Genomic DNA, 19,244 nt, shown 5'->3' on the forward strand with positions numbered 1-19,244 from the left:
TCAATGATATTTGTACTTCATCTTAATTCTAAAAAGCCTTATTAAGGTATGAAAAAATGTACCGGCATTTTGTTAATCCTTTGCACACTTTGTGACCTGGTACATAGTCAGCGGCCCATAGATCGCAAGGCGCTGGTCGAAAGACATACGGCCCGCAATATCACTGCTGATACACTGTCTCCATTTTCAGTCGGGAACGGCAGATTTGCTTTCACGGTTGATGTAACAGGTCTGCAGTCATTTCCTGAAGCTTATGAAAATGGCATACCATTGGGCAACCAAAGCGAATGGGGATGGCATAGTTTTTCGAACCCACAGGGCTTCAGATTCGATGAGACACTCCGGAATTTTAATCTTAACGGAAAAACAGTGAGTTATTCTGTTCAAAGCAACGAACCGGGCAGAGCAAAAAATGCCGTTGACTGGTACAGGCAGAACCCTCATCGGTTGCAGCTTGGTAATATTGGTTTTGAATTGATCAAAAAAGACGGCTCAGTTGCATTGCTCAGTGATATACAGAATATTCAGCAATCATTAAACATGTGGACCGGTGAGATTCATTCAACATTCACTCTTGAAGATGTAAAGGCTGATATAATCACATATGCCCACCAACAGCAGGATGCCATTAGTGTAAAGGTCTCTTCTTTATTGTTAAATGAGGGCCGCCTGCGTATCCGGGTCAGGTTTCCATATCCGACGGGCGAGTGGAAAGATGGTGGAAGCCGGCTGGAAAAAAATGATAAACACCGGTCATATATCGAGAAGAGTTCTCCTAATACCACTTCCATCAGGCATGAAGTAGATAATAGTTCCTGGTTTGTAAATCTGCGATGGAGCGGGAAAGCGCGCGTTGATCAAAAAGACAGCAATTATTTCCTGGTTTTACCTTTATATCCGAAAGCAGATGCTGAATCATCAACATTACCAGGTTCTGATAAAATGAGCACGGGAAAGATTGATTCAACACCCGGCACTATTGAATTCAGTGTTCGTTTCGACGAACGACAAATAAATCCAGCGCCATCTTTTGTGGAAACCCGCGACGATAACAGGAAGCAATGGCTCAGGTTCTGGATGACCGGGGGTGTCGTTGATTTTAGCGGCAGCACAGACAAAAGGGCAAAGGAATTGGAGAGAAGGGTTGTACTATCACAATACCTCACGAGGATACAATGTGCGGGGAATAATCCACCGCAGGAAACCGGTCTCACATACAATAGCTGGTATGGCAGACCACATATGGAAATGCATTGGTGGCATGCCATCCATTTTTCTTTATGGGGCAGAAACGAACTGATGGAAAATACTTTGTCCTGGTACAGCAGAGCAGCTGAAAAGGGGAGGGCCATAGCAAAACGCCAGGGTTATCAGGGTATCCGGTGGCAAAAGATGACTGACAACGAAGGCAATGAAACTCCCTCTTCAGTAGGAGCATTCCTTATCTGGCAACAGCCACATCTTATCTACTTTGCTGAACTATGTTATAGAAATAAGCCTGGCGATGCCACAATGCGGAAATACAAGGACCTGGTATTTCAAACTGCAGCATTCATGGTTTCTTACGCTCACTATGATTCAATCAAAAACCGGTACGTGCTGGGTCCTGGTCTTATTCCTGCCCAGGAAAGATTCGATCCCTTAACAACAATCAATCCTGCCTATGAACTTGTATACTGGTACTGGGCACTCAAGACAGCACAAAGCTGGCGGGCCAGGGCAGGAATGCAGCCAGTAAAAAAATGGGACGAGGTGCTGCAATCATTATCTCCGCTCATTGTCAGGGACAGTAAATACCAGTTCACGGAAAATGCGGTTGATTCATACACCAACCCGGTATATCACACTGATCATCCATCAGTGCTCGGGGCACTTGGAATGTTACCGCAAACCAAATTAGTTGACACGACTATTATGAGATCAACGTTTAAGTGGATCTGGCAAAACTGGAAATGGGAAGATACCTGGGGCTGGGATTTCCCCATGACGGCGATGACGGCAACCAGGTTGGGTTTACCCGAACAGGCGGTTGAAGCTTTACTTAAGCCCGTACCAACAAATACATATCTTAACAATGGACACAACTACCAGGACAAAAGACTAACCCTGTATCTCCCCGGAAACGGGGGACTACTCGCAGCGGTCGCTATGATGTGCGCCGGTTACGATGGATGTAAAACGAAAAACCCGGGCATACCGAAGAACGATAAGTGGAGGGTAAGATGGGAGGGCCTGAAGCGAACACCGTAAGGAACATAGTTCTGATAAACGTATAATGACAAGTGGTAATGATGTTGATGAGAAGAAAGGCTAACTTCTCAAAAATCACCAATATGAACCGCAAAGTCTTTCTAAGCCGGTTTTCAATGGCGGCCGGAACAACCGTCTTTATGCCATCTTCTTTGTTTTCCCAGGCTGCGCCCAAAACGGAACCTTTGCCTCCTGATAAAGTCAAGGCTTTTGTTGGTGCCGGTCACAATGATCTCACAAAAGTAAAATCGCTACTTGCAGAATTTCCGTCGTTACTATATGCGACCTGGGACTGGGGTGGGGGCGATTTCGAAACTGCAATTGAAGGTGCAGGTCATGTGGGTACAAAAGAAGTGGCAAACTTCTTAATCGAAGCCGGAGCGAGAACCAATCTTTTCGTTCTCGCGATGCTGGGAAAAACGCAGCTTGTAAAATCCTGGCTCGAAACATATCCGGGATACATTAATGCCAAAGGCCCACATGGATTCTCACTGCTGCATCATGCGCAACGAGGTGGTGAAGATGCAAAAGAACTGGTCGATTACCTGCAAAGCAAAGGCCTGAACACAACAAAATTCAACATCTCCTGATATATAGAGCTGGTATGGGGTATATGCACTTTGGATTACTCAGTCGTTTAGTCTGCAAATTATCTAATTGTTAAGGTCCGAAATCCTGCCTGAAGTTCACGAACTTCGTTGAAAACTTAGCTATGTCAAAAGCCGCTTTACTGTTTAACGGCATCAGGTTCCCTTTTGCGGTTATTGATCATTCCTTTGAATGGGCAAAAAAAGAAAAAGGAGATCTGCTGGCCATTTTCTTGCTATCAAAAGGAACTGAACCGGAAGGATATATTTTTCCAAGTGATATAGATCAAGCGGAAAACCTGGCTGATGACGATGACTCAACTGGTGATAATGATAAGGTTGTTGAAAGCAATATAGAGATGCTCAAACATCGTGCTGTTGGAGACGGTATCAATTTTACCTCGGTTGTACTGCACGATCCCCCGGAAGAGACTCTTTCAGAAACCCTGGAGGACTGCGATTGTTTATTTGCAACCAAGGATCTTACGGAGGTTTCCGTCGGAACAGTTGACAGTCGTGACCTCAAAAAAATGCTGCGCGATTTTAAAGGTAAGATTGAAATGATTTGAGGTCTCATAGTAACCCAGCTTAATTGTTGTGTGTAATCGGCAATGAAACAATAAATGTACTGCCCTCATTGATTTTACTCAGCACATTAATAAAGCCGTTGTGTTTTTCAACGATTTGCTTACAGAGCGCCAGCCCTATACCGGTGCCTTCGTATTCATCCTGGCTATGCAGCCTTTTAAACATCTCGAAAATCTGTTCGGAATAGCGCTGGTCGAATCCTATCCCGTTGTCTTTTACATAAATGCGTACATATTCTCTTGATGTTGCACCATACGCCATATCACCGGTAGCATTATTTCCATTTGCAGGGGCGCCTGGATCCGGGTAAATCTTGATTACTGGAGCTACATCAGGCTTTGAATATTTCAGCGCATTTGAGATAAGGTTGAAAAACAAGGGTCGCATCAAAACAGGGTTTACCTGTAAAGCAGGGATCTGCCCCAGTTCAACAATCGCATTTTTTGCAACAACGGATTCGTTCAGATCTTCGAGCACCTCTTCTATCAGCATTCGCATATCCGATTGAACAAATGAATCGTTCTGGACAGAAACTTTGGAGAACATCAGGATGTCCTGTATCAGGTCCTGCATCCTGGTAGTAGCCTTTTGGATCCGTTTGAGATCCATTAATATCTCTGTATCCAGTACGTTCGCATTTTTTGCGTAGATCCTGCTTGTGAACATGAGAATCTTTCGCAAAGGTTCCTGCAGATCATGTGAAGCCATGAATGCAAAACGGTCAAGTTCCTTATTCGCTTTCTCCAGGCGATCTACATTGTTGAGCAATTCTGAATTTAGTTCAATAATCTTTTCTTCCGAAGCTCTCCGTTCATTGATCTCAAATTGAAGGTTCCGGTTTATTTCCACCAGCTTTTGCTCCTGCATCATAAGCTGGTGCTTTTGCTTATAAAGATCCACAAATACGCTGACCTTGGCTCTCAGCAGGTCAGGGTTTACCGGCTTATAGATATAATCCACAGCACCCATGCGATATCCTTTGAACACATTTTCTTCTCCATAGGTATTCGCCGTAATAAAAATAATAGGAATATGTCTTAGTTTTTCCCTTTCATAAATGAGTGATGCGGTTTCAAAGCCATTCAGGTGTGGCATGTTCACGTCCATCAAAATGAGCGCAAAATCAAATTCCTTCAACAGAATTTTTAATGCCTGTCTTCCGGATGTTGCTTTTTCAAAGACATAACCTTCCGTCTCCAATATGGTTTCCATTGAAAACAGGTTGTCTTCCCGGTCGTCTACCAATAGTATTTTCTGACTCATCTTTATTTACTTATTTGTAGAACCACACACGCATCAGGGATAATAACTGATCTATTTTTAATGGTTTGGTAATATAATCCGAAGCCCCGGCCTCAATACATTTCTGTCTGTCACCTTTCATGGCTTTTGCAGTTACCGCGATAATCGGCAATGTACTGTTTTTGTGCTCCCTTCTTATTTTCTGTGTCGTTTCATAACCATCCATCTCCGGCATCATGATATCCATAAGGACCATATCTGTTTTTATCTTATCATCATTTATGATCTGTATAGCTTCCTTTCCACTCTCAGCGGTGATCACATTGATATTATAACGTTCAAAAACTGTTGTCAGTGCGAACAGGTTTCTTACGTCGTCATCCACTACCAGTATGTTCTTACCGGTCAGGATATCTTCTTTCATCCGCCTGTTTTCAATCAGCCTTCTCTTATCCGATGGCAGGTCATTATAATTAATATGAAGATGCAAAACGACTTCTTCCAGTAACTGTTCCAGTGAATCAACGCCTTTTGCAAGTATGGCGTTCGACGTCCTGTTCAGCACGTTCAACTCTACCTTATTGAAATCCTTGGCCGAGTAGATGATGATGGGAGTGAGGCGGTGTTTGATCTCGGCAACTTTATTGACCAACTCATTTCCTGCCATGTCCGGCAATGAATAGTCAAGGATAATAGTGTCATAATCTTCCTTGCCGATTTGTTTTATTGCTTTTTTTGCGGATGAGGCTACGTCCACCTTCACTATTTCGCTGTCAAGCATCTTTGCTATCTGGGAAGATTCAAGTTCATTATCTTCTATGACCAGAACACGTTTTACCTGTTTGTTACTAAAGGAAATGATATCGCTGAATAGCTCATTGAGTGATTCATTGTCCAGGGGCTTAAGCAGGAAGCTTCTTGCACCGCGTTTCAGGGCCAGGCTCCGGTTCTCTTCGCCGGAAATCAGGTGGATAGGGATATGACGATAATTGAGGTCATTCCGAAGCAGATCAAGTACTTTCCAGCCACTGGTGTCCGGAAGTTTTACATCCAGCGTTATTGCAACGGGCTTGAATCGGTTGATGAAGTCAAACACTTCTATATAACTCACGGCCACTATGGCCTTGAGGTTATTCTCATTTGCCTTTTCGATCAGTATCTTGCCAAATCGAAGATCGTCTTCAACAATCAACAATACTTTATCCGAGCTTACAATGTTGGTCCGGTCATCACCGGTTTCATTGATCATCTCGTTAACAATACTCAGGTTTTTTGTTTCACCATCTTCATTGGTCACCCGTATTGAATTAAGCAGCGTATCTATTTCGGAAACAGGCGGTGCAAGCTGGTAATGTTTGTAAGCTTTCAGGTTATCTGCATTGGATTTCATTGAAGATGAATTAATGCCATTCACCAATGGAAGGAATAAGGTAAACGTACTTCCCTGGGCCGGGTTGGATTCGAGTTCGATGGTACCACCTAATAATTCAGCAAGACCACGGCTGATGGAAAGCCCCAGGCCCGTTCCTCCGTATTTCCGGCTGGTTGAACCTTCTGCCTGCTGGAATGCTTCAAATATGATGTTTTGTTTTTCCTGCGGGATACCTATACCGGTATCACTGATTGCAAACGCTACAACTCTGTGTGCGTTGTCCAGGTTCGGGTTGCCGCTTTTCCAGTTTCGTTTTGCTTCATATATCTTAAGCTTAACAACACCTTTTTCAGTAAACTTGAAGGAATTAGACAGTAGATTTTTAAGAATCTGGTTCAGTCGCTGAATGTCAGTTTCAATTGAATTCGGAAGGCTTGTATCTGTTTCGATCGTAAACCGGAGGTGTCTTGCTTCCGAAATCGGTTTAAATGTAGTTTCAGCGAACGCGGTGATCTCGGCAAAACGAACGGTTGAAATATTCGCCGTGATAAATCCAGATTCAATTTTAGACAGATCAAGGATGTCATTGATAAGCTGAATAAGGTCATCACCACATGAGTGGATCGTCTTGGCATAACGAATCTGTTTGTCGTTCAGGTTGCCTTCCGCGTTTTCATACAGCTGTTGTGCAAGTATCAGTAAACTGTTTAACGGGGTTCTCAACTCGTGCGACATGTTTGCAAGGAACTCAGACTTATACTTTGATGTAAGGGTAAGTTGTTCTGCTTTTTCTTCCAGTGATTTACGCGCTTCTTCCACTTCCCGGTTCTTATCTTCCACCTCATTTTTCTGCTTGACAAGCAACAGTGCTTTATCCTGCAGCTCATCATTTGTCCGGCTCAATTCTTCCTGTTGGATTTTCAGCTCACCAGCCAGTGACTGTGATTGTGCCAGTAGTTCTTCAGTACGTGAGTTTGCCTCAATTGTATTGATGACGATACCGATACTTTCAGTTAATTGTTCAAGGAAGTCAATATGCGTTTCGCTGAATGTATCCAGGGAAGCGAGCTCAATTACTGCCTTTACTTTGTTTTCAAACAACACCGGGAGAATGATCAGGTTGGTAGGTTTCGCCCTGCCAAGACTGGACGAGATCTTAATATAATTACCCGGTACATTTGATAAAATGATTCTTTCTTTTTCGAGTGCTACCTGACCGACCAGTCCTTCACCTATAGCAAATTCATTCGGGATATGTTTTTCTGATTTGTACCCATAAGCAGAGAACAGGCTCAACTTAACAACCTGGGTTTCTTCGTTCTGGTTGAGAATATAAAACGCTCCATAGTGTGCCTTAACAACCTGTGCGAGCTCAGACAAAATACGCTGGGTTACCGTCTTCAGGTCTTTCTGACCCTGTAACATCTGTGTAAACTTGGCAAGATTTGATTTGAGCCAGTCCTGCTCCTGGTTACGAAGCGTTGTCTCCTTAAGGTTTGCGATCATCTGGTTGATCGTATCCTTTAATGCTTCCACTTCACCTTTAGCTTCAACACGGATGGTCCGGGTAAGGTCACCCTTTGTCACCGCAGAAGCAACCTCTGAAATCGAACGTACCTGGGTAGTAAGATTCTGTGCCAGCTGGTTCACGTTTTCTGTCAGGTTTTTCCAGATACCAGATGCGCCAGGTACCGATGCCTGTCCACCTAGTCTTCCGTCAACACCCACCTCACGTGCCACTGTTGTTACCTGGTCAGCAAAGAGTGCAAGCGTATCGATCATCTCGTTAATGGTATCGATCAGCTCAGCAACCTCTCCGCGGGACACAATCGCAAGTTTCTGTTTAAGGTTACCCGTTGCAACGGCAGTTACAACTTTAGCAATACCCCGAACCTGGTTAGTAAGGTTTGAGGCCATCATATTTACACTATCTGTAAGATCTTTCCATGTACCGCCCACACCGCGCACCTCTGCCTGTCCGCCGAGTTTACCTTCAGTACCAACCTCCCTTGCCACACGTGTTACCTCGAACGCAAATGAGTTGAGCTGTTCCACCATCGTGTTGATTGTATTTTTCAGATCCAGGATCTCACCCTTTACATCGATGGCCACAGTTTTAGAAAGGTCACCGGAGGCAACTGCCTTTGTTACTTCTGCAATGTTACGTACCTGCGCTGTAAGGTTACCTGTCATCTGGTTAACCGAGTCAGTCAGATCTTTCCAGGTACCCGCCACACCCGGTACAAAGGCCTGTCCACCCAACTTTCCATCCGTACCAACTTCCCTGGCCACACGCGTAACTTCGGAAGCAAAAGCGCGAAGCTGATCCACCATTGTATTCAGCGTTTCCTTCAACTGCAGAATTTCTCCGCGCACATCCACCGTAATCTTTTTGGACATATCACCATTTGCCACCGCAATCGCCACTTCCGCAATGTTACGAACCTGGGCCGTTAGGTTACCGGCCATCTGGTTTACCGAGTCAGTCAAGTCTTTCCAGGTACCGGCAACACCAGGCACGTTTGCCTGTCCGCCAAGTTTACCCTCTGTACCAACCTCACGGGCCACACGGGTTACCTCAGATGCAAATCCGCGGAGCTGATCCACCATCGTGTTGATGGTGTTTTTCAACTCAAGGATTTCACCTTTTACATCCACACCAATTTTTCTCGAAAGGTCACCATTGGCCACTGCCGTGGTTACCTCAGCGATATTTCTTACCTGCGAAGTCAGGTTCGATGCCATTTTATTAACGCTGTCTGTAAGATCCTTCCAGGTTCCCGCAACGCCGGGTACATCCGCCTGGCCGCCGAGCTTACCTTCGGATCCAACCTCACGTGCTACCCGGGTAACTTCCGAACCGAATGAATTTAACTGATCCACCATCGTGTTGATGGTGTTTTTCAACTCAAGAATTTCTCCTTTTACGTCCACCGTAATCTTCCGGCTAAGGTCACCTTTAGCCACCGCCGTTGTTACCTCTGCGATGTTACGTACCTGGCCGGTAAGATTGGAAGCCATTCCATTTACTGAATCTGTAAGATCTTTCCATACACCTCCGACTCCCTTAACAGTTGCCTGTCCGCCCAGTTTACCCTCTGATCCAACCTCACGGGCAACACGCGTAACCTCAGAAGCAAATCCCCTTAGCTGGTCCACCATCGTATTGATAGTGTTTTTCAGTTCCAGGATTTCTCCTTTTACGTTTACATCGATTTTTCTTGATAAGTCACCGGTCGCAACTGCTGTGGTTACCTCCGCAATATTCCGCACCTGGGACGTAAGGTTACCGGCCATGATGTTAACCGAGTCTGTCAGATCCTTCCAGGTACCACCCACACCCGGTACCGCTGCCTGTCCGCCGAGTTTTCCTTCCGATCCAACCTCACGTGCCACCCGCGTTACCTCTGAACCAAACGAGTTCAACTGATCCACCATGGTGTTGATGGTGTTTTTCAACTCAAGGATTTCACCTTTCACGTCCACGGTAATTTTTCTGGACAAGTCACCCTTTGCAACCGCAGTGGTGACCTCCGCAATATTTCTCACCTGGCCGGTCAAACTACTGGCCATACCATTTACAGAATCGGTCAGATCTTTCCAGGTTCCTGCCACACCTTTTACCTGGGCCTGGCCCCCGAGTTTTCCTTCGGTACCCACTTCAAGCGCCACACGCGTAACTTCGGAAGAGAAGGAGTTCAACTGATCCACCATCGTATTGATGGTGTTTTTCAATTCAAGAATTTCACCTTTTACATCCACAGTGATCTTTCTCGACAAGTCACCCTTTGCAACGGCAGTGGTTACTTCTGCAATATTTCGTACCTGCCCGGTAAGGTTTGATGCCATCTGGTTTACCGAGTCCGTAAGATCTTTCCAAACTCCGCCCACACCTTTTACTTTAGCCTGTCCTCCAAGTTTACCTTCAGAACCTACCTCACGGGCAACACGGGTTACCTCACCGGAAAATGAGTTAAGCTGATCCACCATCGTATTGATGGTATTTTTAAGTTCAAGTATTTCTCCCTTCACGTCCACCGTGATCTGTCGCGACAGATCGCCCTTTGCAAACGCAGTAGTTACTTCTGCGATATTTCTTACCTGGCCGGTAAGATTTGATGCCATCTGGTTTACAGAATCCGTTAAATCCTTCCACGTACCTGCCACACCTTTTACCTGTGCCTGGCCCCCAAGTTTTCCCTCTGTTCCTACCTCCAGTGCCACGCGCGTAACTTCCGACGAAAAAGAGTTGAGCTGATCCACCATCGTATTGATCGTGTTTTTAAGCTCAAGTATTTCACCCTTTACATCCACCGTAATCTTTTTCGAGAGGTCACCCTTAGCAACAGCAGTAGTTACCTCAGCAATATTTCTAACCTGGGCCGTCAGGTTACTACCCATCTGGTTTACTGAATCCGTAAGGTCTTTCCATACACCGCCTACACCTTTTACTTTTGCCTGTCCGCCCAGTTTTCCTTCAGAACCCACCTCACGGGCAACACGTGTTACCTCCATGGAGAAAAGATTGAGCTGTTTCACCATGTCATTTACTTCTTTGGCTATCCGCGCAAATTCACCCTGGAGTGCATGCCCGCTTATTTCAAGTGGCATTTCCTGTGAAAGATTTCCTTTCGCCACCGAACTGATAACGTGTGCAATTTCTATCGTAGGGTGTACCAGGTCGGAGATAAGAATGTTGAGTGATTCTACCCCCAGACTCCAGGCACCTTTTGCACTGGGCACTTCGATACGTTGCGTAAGTTTTCCCTGTTTTCCGATGGTGTTGCCGGCCTTGGTAAATTCCAGCATCATTTTCTCGTTCAACTGGATGATCTCATTCAGGGTGTCACTTATTTTTCCACTCAGCCCGGAATGATCGATGGGCATCCTTACGCTGAAGTTGCCATTTTTCACTTCCGTAAGCACATGCAGTAAGTGGCGGGTGTCGAGTTCATCGTTATAGGAAACTACAGGTCTGGGAGACTTTGCAACCTGGGTTTTGCTGGAAGGGCCGGCATTTCTGCCATTGCTGCCCGACTGCAATTTGTTTTTCCCGTGGTTTCCGTTCATTGAACCTTTTATGCTGGTTTTGTTGCTAGCCATCAGATTAGGAATTTGGGGTGTAAAATATTGAATCTAAAGGTCAAATTGCAAAAGAAGTTGAAAGCCGGAATTCTGCATACAAAAATAATTATCCCTGGCGTTTGAAACAATAATTGTGGGGGGTGTTCGAAGCAATAATTACCCGGGTGAGCGGCAATCCGGAATCAATATTGAAACCCCGGATTATATATGTCGTAGCATACACGTTCCCGTTATATACAGATAACCCTTCATATCTGCTTTAATAATGTTTTCGGTTGCTAAGGGTCTACCTGTAGACCGGTTGATTGTAAGTAGCATGATCCTGTAATATACTGATGAGTTGTTAACTTTTTATGCATGTGGCATACTCAGCCCGAGAAAACTTCGTTGATAGTGATTAATAGCTACCGGTCATAAGTAAATACAATTATGAAGAACTGGTATCTCAGCTCCTTCATCCCTGAACTATGAAAAAGCCGTCAGTGTTTCGTCCTGCATTCGCATTTGTCTTTATCATTTTATCAGTTTTATTTAGTGAATTTATCCAGGCTCAGACCATCTCCACTTTTGCCGGTGGTTCAATAGGAGAAGGCAGGTTGGGGTCTGCTGTTGGCATATCCCGCGCGCCGGCCATGGCTACAGACACCTTTGGCAATTTGTATGCGTTTGTTAACGATAGACTCAGGAAGGTGGACAGGTTTACCGGTATCATTAATACCGTTGCCGGCGGGGGACAGATAAGCGACATCGATCGGATTCCATTGATGGCAGCCGATTTGACAAACACAACCTGCATTGCGATCGACAATCAGAACAACATATATATAGCAGGGCCGGGAACTATTTATCGCATCGACCCAAATACGGATCAGCTTGTTCGTATAGCCGGTGTAGGATCCGGGATTGGGGGTGATGACGGCCCCGCATTAAACGCCTCTTTCCGCGACATCAGCGCTATGGCAACGGATGTAGCCGGTAACATTTATGTGGCTGATATATCGCAGATCAGAAAAATAACATTAGCGACAGGGATAATTACAACCATTGCCGGAAGTGCTGCAACAAACGCCAACAGTGGTGACGGAGGAACCGCATTGAATGCTACTTTCTCCACCATTATGTCATTGTCGATCGATTACCAGGGTAACCTTTTTGTGCTTGCCGATGGTGAACCCGGTTTTGGCAAAACGGTTCGCCGGATTGATGCAGTCACAGGTATCGTTTCAACATTTGCAGGAAACGGCGTGCCGGGATTTGGTGGTGATGGAGGACAAGCTACCAGTGCAAGGCTTAACTATCCCAATTACATCGCAAATGATCCGCAGGGAAATCTTTATATAACTGATTATTCCAGACTGCGTAAAATTGAAGCAGCAACAGGTATCATCAATACTATAGCCGGAAGTGCCTTTGCCGAATCGCATGGAGATGGCGGACCTGCTGTCAGCGCCACTTTTACACTTGCAGCAATGATCGCTATCTCAAGAGATGGCGATATTTATGTAGCGGATGACTTCAATTCATCTGTTCGTAAGATTGATAAAAGCACAGGAATCATCTCACGATGGATAGGTAGCGGTACAGGCAATATATCTGGTATCGGCGGGCACAGGGACAGCGCTCAGTTGAGTCATCCTGAAAATATCACTGTTGATGCAATGAATAATGTATATATCGCAGATGCGGCCAATGCAAAGATTTATAAAGTTGATGCGATCACTAATAATATCAACACAATTGCGGGGACAGGTGTACCAGGGTCAATTGATGACGATGGCATGCCTGCAATCTCTGCAAGAATTGGTATGCCCTCTGGTTTAGCTGTTGATTCTGCAGGCAACCTTTATTTTGTCGACAACAATATGTATATCCGTAAGGTTACAGCAGCTACGGGTTTGATTTCAACAATTGCGGGTACAGGAACAAACGGATATTCAGGAGATGGTGGTCCTGCTACCGCTGCAGCCATGAACAATGTACAGGATATAACAACAGACAGTAAAGGAAATGTTGTGATAGCCGATCAATACAATCATCGCATCAGGAGAATTGATATCACCACCGGTATAATTTCAACCATTGCAGGAACCGGAGCTGATGGATTCAATATTAACGACTCCATTGCCATTGATGCTGCATTGAGTTTCCCAACAAAGATCACCATTGATAACTTTGATAATATTTATTTCAGTGAAAGTGGAAATCTCCTTATCAGGAAAATTGATGCACTCACAGGCAGAATTTCAATCGTTGCGGGTAATCACTTTCCGGGCACAGGCGGTGATGACGGACCGGCAATAGAAGCCGAAATAGGCGCTGTCACTGGCATTGCTGTCGATACCATAGGTAATCTCTACCTGACCGCCCAGGAATCAAGTATTGTGAGAAGGGTTGATAACGGGACGGGTGTTATCACACGATTAGCCGGAACCTATGGTACCAGCTCATATTCGGGTGATGGCGGGCCGGCAATTAATGCCAGCCTGAACACACCTGCGGGGCTAGCTTTTAACACAAAGGGAAACTTGTTTATCGCCGACTACGATAACGACAGGATCCGCATGATTGACTTTGCCGCTATAATAGTTCCCGACAGTGCGCTTCATGGCAGGGTGTTTTATGATCTGAACTATGACGGTATAAAAGGGGCCGGCGAAACTTTCGCTGATGGTATTCCAGTATCAATCAGTCAAAACGGAACTGACTACCGCAGCCTTGTTAAAAATGGTGAATTCAGGTTTCTTACAGATACTGGTTATTTCGAGGTTCGCATTCCTGACCAGGAACATTACACCGTTTTCCCCGCGTTCCATACTGGAAATTATACCCGGGGAAGCGCGGGAGATTCCATCGTTTTTGCTTTACAGCCAGTTGCCAATCAATATGACCTTTCAGTTAACATCATTCCCTTGACACCGGTGAGACCAGGAATGGCAATAGGTTACCGGCTTGAATACAGGAACACGGGTACCATGGTAGCAACAAACGCAAAACTTAAATTTATTAAAAGTGGCAAAACCACAATTACAGGGGCCACACCTGCTTTCGCAGCCATATCCGGCGACACCCTTACCTGGAACCTGAATACCCTTAACCCGGCATCTTTTGGGGCCATAGAATTAACAGGAGTGGTGGCACTTCCGCCTATAGCAAATTTTGCAGATTCTATGTATGCCCAGGTTTTGGTCAGCCAGTCCGATACAGATGTACGGCCATTCAATGATACGGTTAAATTAAGGCAGTTGGTTACAGGAGCCTATGATCCAAATGACAAGATTGAATTACACGGCGGATACATGAGCCGCGCCCAGGTAAACAATGGAGAATACCTCAACTATGTCATCCGCTTTCAGAATACCGGCAATGACACCGCGTTTAATGTCATGATCAGGGATACACTTGAAAATAACATTGACGTTGCCTCATTGCAGATGATCGGGGCCAGTCATAATTATTTGCTAACCATTTCAGATAATAATAAACTGGAGTGGAAGTTTGAAAATATCCTTTTGCCTGACAGTAATATAAACGCAAAAGCCAGTCACGGTTACCTGGCTTTCAGGGTCAAACCCCAGTCATTTGTAACAAATGGAACTTTGATCAGCAACAGGAGTGATATCTATTTTGATTTCAATCCCCCGGTCAGGACCAACCTCGTACACACGTTGATCAGGGATCTGCCGGCAGCACCGCCGAAACCTTCCATAGCTATCGATTCAGCATATTGCGGTTCCATTGTTATGCAGAAAATAAAAGTAAATAATCCGGGCACACATTTTAAAGCCAGGGTAATCGTTGGATCCGCCTCGCTTCCCGTTAGCAGTGACAGCATTTTTAGTATCAGCCCTAAATTAATACCTGCAGGAGTTTACACCGTACTCGTTCAGTACGTAAACGAAAGTGGTGAAAGCTGGCTCGTAACACCGGTGCGCATTACAAGCCCCGTTACACCGGAAGTCGGAATCAGTGCGGGAACAACCACAATCAGCAACCCGTCTGAAGTTTCCATGCTAACTGCAACCAACAAAAAATATGGTGGCGCAACTCCCGTATATACTTTTGCAACCGACAGGAACTTTACTAATATCCTCCAATCAGAAAGTGCTTCCGCCACATATGGAATTACTGCCGACAAACTTATCAATGGCAGCAATTGGATTTATGTCAGGATGAAAACCAGTGAAGGTTGTTATACGACTTTAACAGCGATAGACAGCGTAAAAATTACCAGGAACCTGATGACAACCAGCGTGACTGACGTCGATTATCCAGGTATTGCTATTACCGGTTATCCAAATCCATTTACCAATGGATTTACCATAAAGGGATTATCGACCAATAAAACCTACAGCGTAACTATTTATGATGCACGTGGTGTGATACTGGATGCTTATAAATTTAGTAATAAAACCACCCATCTGCTAAACACGGCAAAATTTGTAAGAGGAACCTATTGGATCAGTATAAGAGACATGAAGAAAAACAGGTTAATCGGCACATTAAAGGCTGTTCGCAATTGAGGTGACTAATCCTGGCTTCGCCTGGAGTTGAATAATAACCCCCATTGAAAATATTAAAACCCCGTACGATAAGCATTACTCATTGAATACGGGGTTTTATAATCTCTTTTCATTGATGATACGATAGATACCAGCTTATTTCTGTGCGCCCACAAATTCTCCTTTATCGAAGATCATTAACTGGTTGTAATTGCCCCGTGCGGGACCTGAAAATTCTATTCTCGCAGTACCTGACCGGAAAACGTGTGGGTTCAGCGCTTCAAGCTTCATCACTCTTATACCGGGGATGCGGAGAATGAGCTCAGTCTTCTCAAGGACAACGGCTAACGTTTTGTCACCAGATGAGCCAAACCTGTAGGTGCCGGTATAGGCCAGCATCATACTATCAGGTAACTTAACTGACGGAGCGTCCATGATAGATTTGGAAAACGGTTTCTGATAAATGAGGTTCACAATGTTTCTTACCATTCCTCCTACGGAACTATTGTTTGCATTACTCAAGGCAATTACACAGGTGTTTTTCCCGGGGAACCTGTTTATGTTGGATTTAAAGCCATTAATATTACCATCATGTGATACTCTTTCATCACCGTATAAGGAGTCGGTGAACCATCCAAATCCATACGGGCCTTTGTCACGCCGATACATCGCGATTAAGGATTCATTACTTAAAAACTTCGTGGTTTGAAGAGCGCTGTCCCATTTATATAAATCCCCTGTAGTACTGTAGATGGCACCGGTTGCATAAGAAACGGAAGGATGGACAGCAGTCACCTCACGCTGGAAATTCTTAAAATACATTCCATAACCCCTTGCCAGGTTTGCCGTATCAGTCGGTGGTCCATAACTGGTATGGTACATCCGCAGTGGATTGAAAATATACCGGTGGAGCGCTTCACCGTATGACATCCCCGTAATTTTTTCGATGACAACACCGAGCATTCGATAGCCACTGTTACTATACATAAATTTAGTTCCCGGTTCAAAATGGAGCGGTTTGTCTTTAAACCAGTTGATCATTTCTTCATGGTTAGACGCTTTCATCTGATCACTGTTCCTGAACCCTGGGTCCTGTACATAATCCGGGATACCAGAGGTATGTGTCAATAAATGCCGGATGGTTATTTTCCCGGCATTTGGGAAATCCGGATAATAATTTGACAGTGAGTCGTCAACCGAAACCTTTCCTGATTCCTGTAACTTCATGATAAGAGCTGCGGTAAATGTTTTGGTAATGGAAGCGATATTATATATTGTCTCAGGGCAGTTGACTGACTTTTTTGTTAAATCACTATAACCATATCCTTTGTGCAGTAAAACTTTGCCGTTGTTAATGACTAACACTGTTCCATTGAACTCACGGTTTTCAACAGCTGAATTAACGAGGCTATCGATCCTCCCGCTCATTGACTGAGGGGATGCTGACTGCGCTGATGCGTTCAGGTAAAATATGATTGCAACGATTGACATAATAATACTATGTTTCATATAGAATAATTTAAGTTCCAAAATGACAGACATAAAAGCCGGTAAACAAAGCAAACCGACAGATCACTTTTTATTTTCTATCAGCAGTTGCTTTTTGCCGACGGGCGCTGCTACAGAACGCGCCTTTCCTGATAGTTGCCGGTTTAGGCCGCTTTGTAGAATTTTTAAACCCTTTAGTCGGTTAGATTCTTTGGTTGGCGCCAAAAATTGCAATTTGTCGGTATGAACATCAATAAAGCGTTGGATATCGTTTACCGGACCAAATCAATCAGGATTGCATTGCATTTGTTTTTCTGGATTGTCATTGTGCTGATCCAGTTTTATCTTTCAGGAATCTCCTTTAACAGTCTCCGCGGGTGGCCAAGAAGTATGGTTTTTGCAAATATTGCGGCAAGCGCTTTTGCTACGATTATCTTTTACTACCCATTCGTTTACTGGGTCCTTCCGCAATATTTCTATCGTAAACGATTTGTGATTGGGATAATACAAACATTCGTTCTCCTGGTCATTTTTGCGCTGGCGGATATTGGCAGGGAGGAAATTTTATTGAAAAATTGTTCAACCTGCATGGCCGCACTGGAACGGGATAACTCAGGATATTTTCCATTCATGTCTAAGGATATTTCGACGAGATTGTTAGCCAAAGTACTGAGCCTTGGCAGTCTTATTGGGCTGATCTTCACCATTGCCCTGCCATTAAGTATTAAGTACGCGATCATGTTCATGCGACAGCAATTTTTATCTTTACAGCTTAGCAGGGAAAATCTTCAGCTTGAATTTAACTTTTTGCGATCTCAGGTAAATCCACATTTTCTTTTCAATACGCTGAATAATATTTATGGACTGATCATGAACGATCAAAAGACGAAGTCACTTGAAACAGTTGCAGGTTTGACCCAGTTTCTTCGTTATTCGTTATATGAGAGTAACAGTGATTTAGTGGCTGTAGATAAAGAAGTCCAATTGATGCGCAACTATATTGATCTCGAATCGATCCGTCTTAACCATATAACAGTTAAATTTAATTATCAGAATGATGGCACAGTCAAAAACATGGCGCCCCTTTTATTGGTACCAGTAATTGAAAATGCCTTCAAACACACGGAAGATGTAATAGACGCTTACATTAAGATTGATTTCTTTGTCGACAAAAATCATATCATTCTCAGGGCGGAAAACTCGGGCGGGGTAAAAGAAACTGTTGAGGAAAGACAGGGGATAGGTATCAGGAATCTTCAGAAACGCCTTAACCTCTACTATCCTGGCAAATATGCTTATGAAGTGAGCGCGACGGCGGAGCATTATATCGTTTCAATCAATATAGAATCTTATGAATGAGATCAGGTGTATGATCGTGGATGACGAACCACTGGCGCGGGAAATCTTAAAGAATCACATTGCTGCCACGCCTGGCCTGTCACTTTTAAAAACCTGTATGAATGGCGCGGAAGCTTATGAAGGGATTCATCAACACGAGATCGACCTCATTTTTCTTGATATCCAGATGCCAGTCATTACCGGCACTGAGTTCCTGCGTTCACTCAGGCAACCCCCATTGGTAGTCTTTACAACGGCTTATCACGATTACGCAGTTGAAGGTTTTGAACTTAACTCGGTTGATTATCTCCTCAAACCGGTGACCTATGACCGGTTCTACCAGGCCATTGAAAAAGTGAGGGAACGTATGAGAACCAGGACGGTTCAGGAACCTGGTTCAAATGTAGATTACATTTTTATTAAAAAGGATTCAAGGCTTATAAAAGTGCCATTTAACAACATCCTTTACATTGAAGCAGAAAAGGATTTTAGTTATGTACACCTGCCTGATAAAAAGATACTGGCCGGAATGCATTTGAAAATGTTTGAATCCATGTTACCCGGTAACACTTTCGTCCGCGTCCATCGCTCCTTCATTATAAATATAACACGGATAAATGCGTTAAACGGGAATATGGCAGAGCTTGACAAAGTCGAAATTCCTATCGGCGCCAATTATAAAGAAAACCTGCTTAAGAAGCTTGGAATAGGCTCATAGCGTGTCCCCAAACATCACCACGGCATATCAGTGTGGCCGGCTGGCGACTGGCTTAATTCCGATTAGCAGAACACGTC

9 protein-coding genes are annotated in these 19,244 nt (G+C 44.4%); 6 read left to right on the forward strand and 3 right to left on the reverse strand.

Going from position 1 to position 19,244, the window contains the following annotated elements:
• Positions 1 to 48 precede the first annotated feature (48 nt).
• From ACX0G7_RS00110 to ACX0G7_RS00120, 3 genes are all read left to right on the forward strand, one after another.
• The gene (locus tag ACX0G7_RS00110; RefSeq protein WP_458921358.1) at positions 49 to 2,250 is read left to right on the forward strand and encodes a hypothetical protein; all 2,202 of its coding nucleotides are present in this window, start codon (positions 49 to 51) and stop codon (positions 2,248 to 2,250) included.
• 83 nt (positions 2,251 to 2,333) lie between these two features.
• Entirely contained in the window at positions 2,334 to 2,840 is a 507-nt protein-coding gene (locus ACX0G7_RS00115; RefSeq protein WP_458921359.1) for a hypothetical protein, read from the forward strand.
• Positions 2,841 to 2,962: 122 nt separating this feature from the next.
• Positions 2,963 to 3,406 (forward strand): hypothetical protein, encoded by a 444-nt coding sequence (locus ACX0G7_RS00120; RefSeq protein WP_458921360.1) that lies wholly within the window; start codon positions 2,963 to 2,965, stop codon positions 3,404 to 3,406.
• A 19-nt stretch (positions 3,407 to 3,425) separates the two neighbouring features.
• On the opposite strand, the gene ACX0G7_RS00125 is transcribed toward ACX0G7_RS00120, so the two are convergent.
• Positions 3,426 to 4,688, reverse strand: coding sequence for a sensor histidine kinase (locus ACX0G7_RS00125; protein WP_458921361.1), 1,263 nt, complete (start codon positions 4,686 to 4,688; stop codon positions 3,426 to 3,428).
• Between the two features lie 10 nt (positions 4,689 to 4,698).
• The gene (locus ACX0G7_RS00130; protein WP_458921362.1) at positions 4,699 to 11,142 is read right to left on the reverse strand and encodes a HAMP domain-containing protein; all 6,444 of its coding nucleotides are present in this window, start codon (positions 11,140 to 11,142) and stop codon (positions 4,699 to 4,701) included.
• Between the two features lie 449 nt (positions 11,143 to 11,591).
• Between ACX0G7_RS00130 and ACX0G7_RS00135 the strand changes: the two genes are divergently transcribed.
• The gene (locus ACX0G7_RS00135; RefSeq protein WP_458921363.1) at positions 11,592 to 15,644 is read left to right on the forward strand and encodes a DUF7619 domain-containing protein; all 4,053 of its coding nucleotides are present in this window, start codon (positions 11,592 to 11,594) and stop codon (positions 15,642 to 15,644) included.
• Positions 15,645 to 15,779: 135 nt separating this feature from the next.
• Here the strand turns inward: ACX0G7_RS00135 and ACX0G7_RS00140 are convergent, their stop codons facing one another.
• Positions 15,780 to 17,132, reverse strand: a complete 1,353-nt coding sequence (locus ACX0G7_RS00140; RefSeq protein ID WP_458921364.1) for a serine hydrolase domain-containing protein — start codon at positions 17,130 to 17,132, stop codon at positions 15,780 to 15,782.
• A 222-nt stretch (positions 17,133 to 17,354) separates the two neighbouring features.
• On the opposite strand from ACX0G7_RS00140, the gene ACX0G7_RS00145 reads away from it, so the two are divergent.
• Positions 17,355 to 18,470, forward strand: coding sequence for a sensor histidine kinase (locus tag ACX0G7_RS00145; RefSeq protein WP_458921365.1), 1,116 nt, complete (start codon positions 17,355 to 17,357; stop codon positions 18,468 to 18,470).
• Positions 18,463 to 19,167 (forward strand): LytR/AlgR family response regulator transcription factor, encoded by a 705-nt coding sequence (locus ACX0G7_RS00150; RefSeq protein WP_458921366.1) that lies wholly within the window; start codon positions 18,463 to 18,465, stop codon positions 19,165 to 19,167. The genes ACX0G7_RS00145 and ACX0G7_RS00150 overlap by 8 nt, the downstream gene beginning before the upstream one ends.
• Positions 19,168 to 19,244: the final 77 nt, after the last annotated feature.

It is taken from the genome of Flavitalea antarctica (assembly GCF_054461535.1).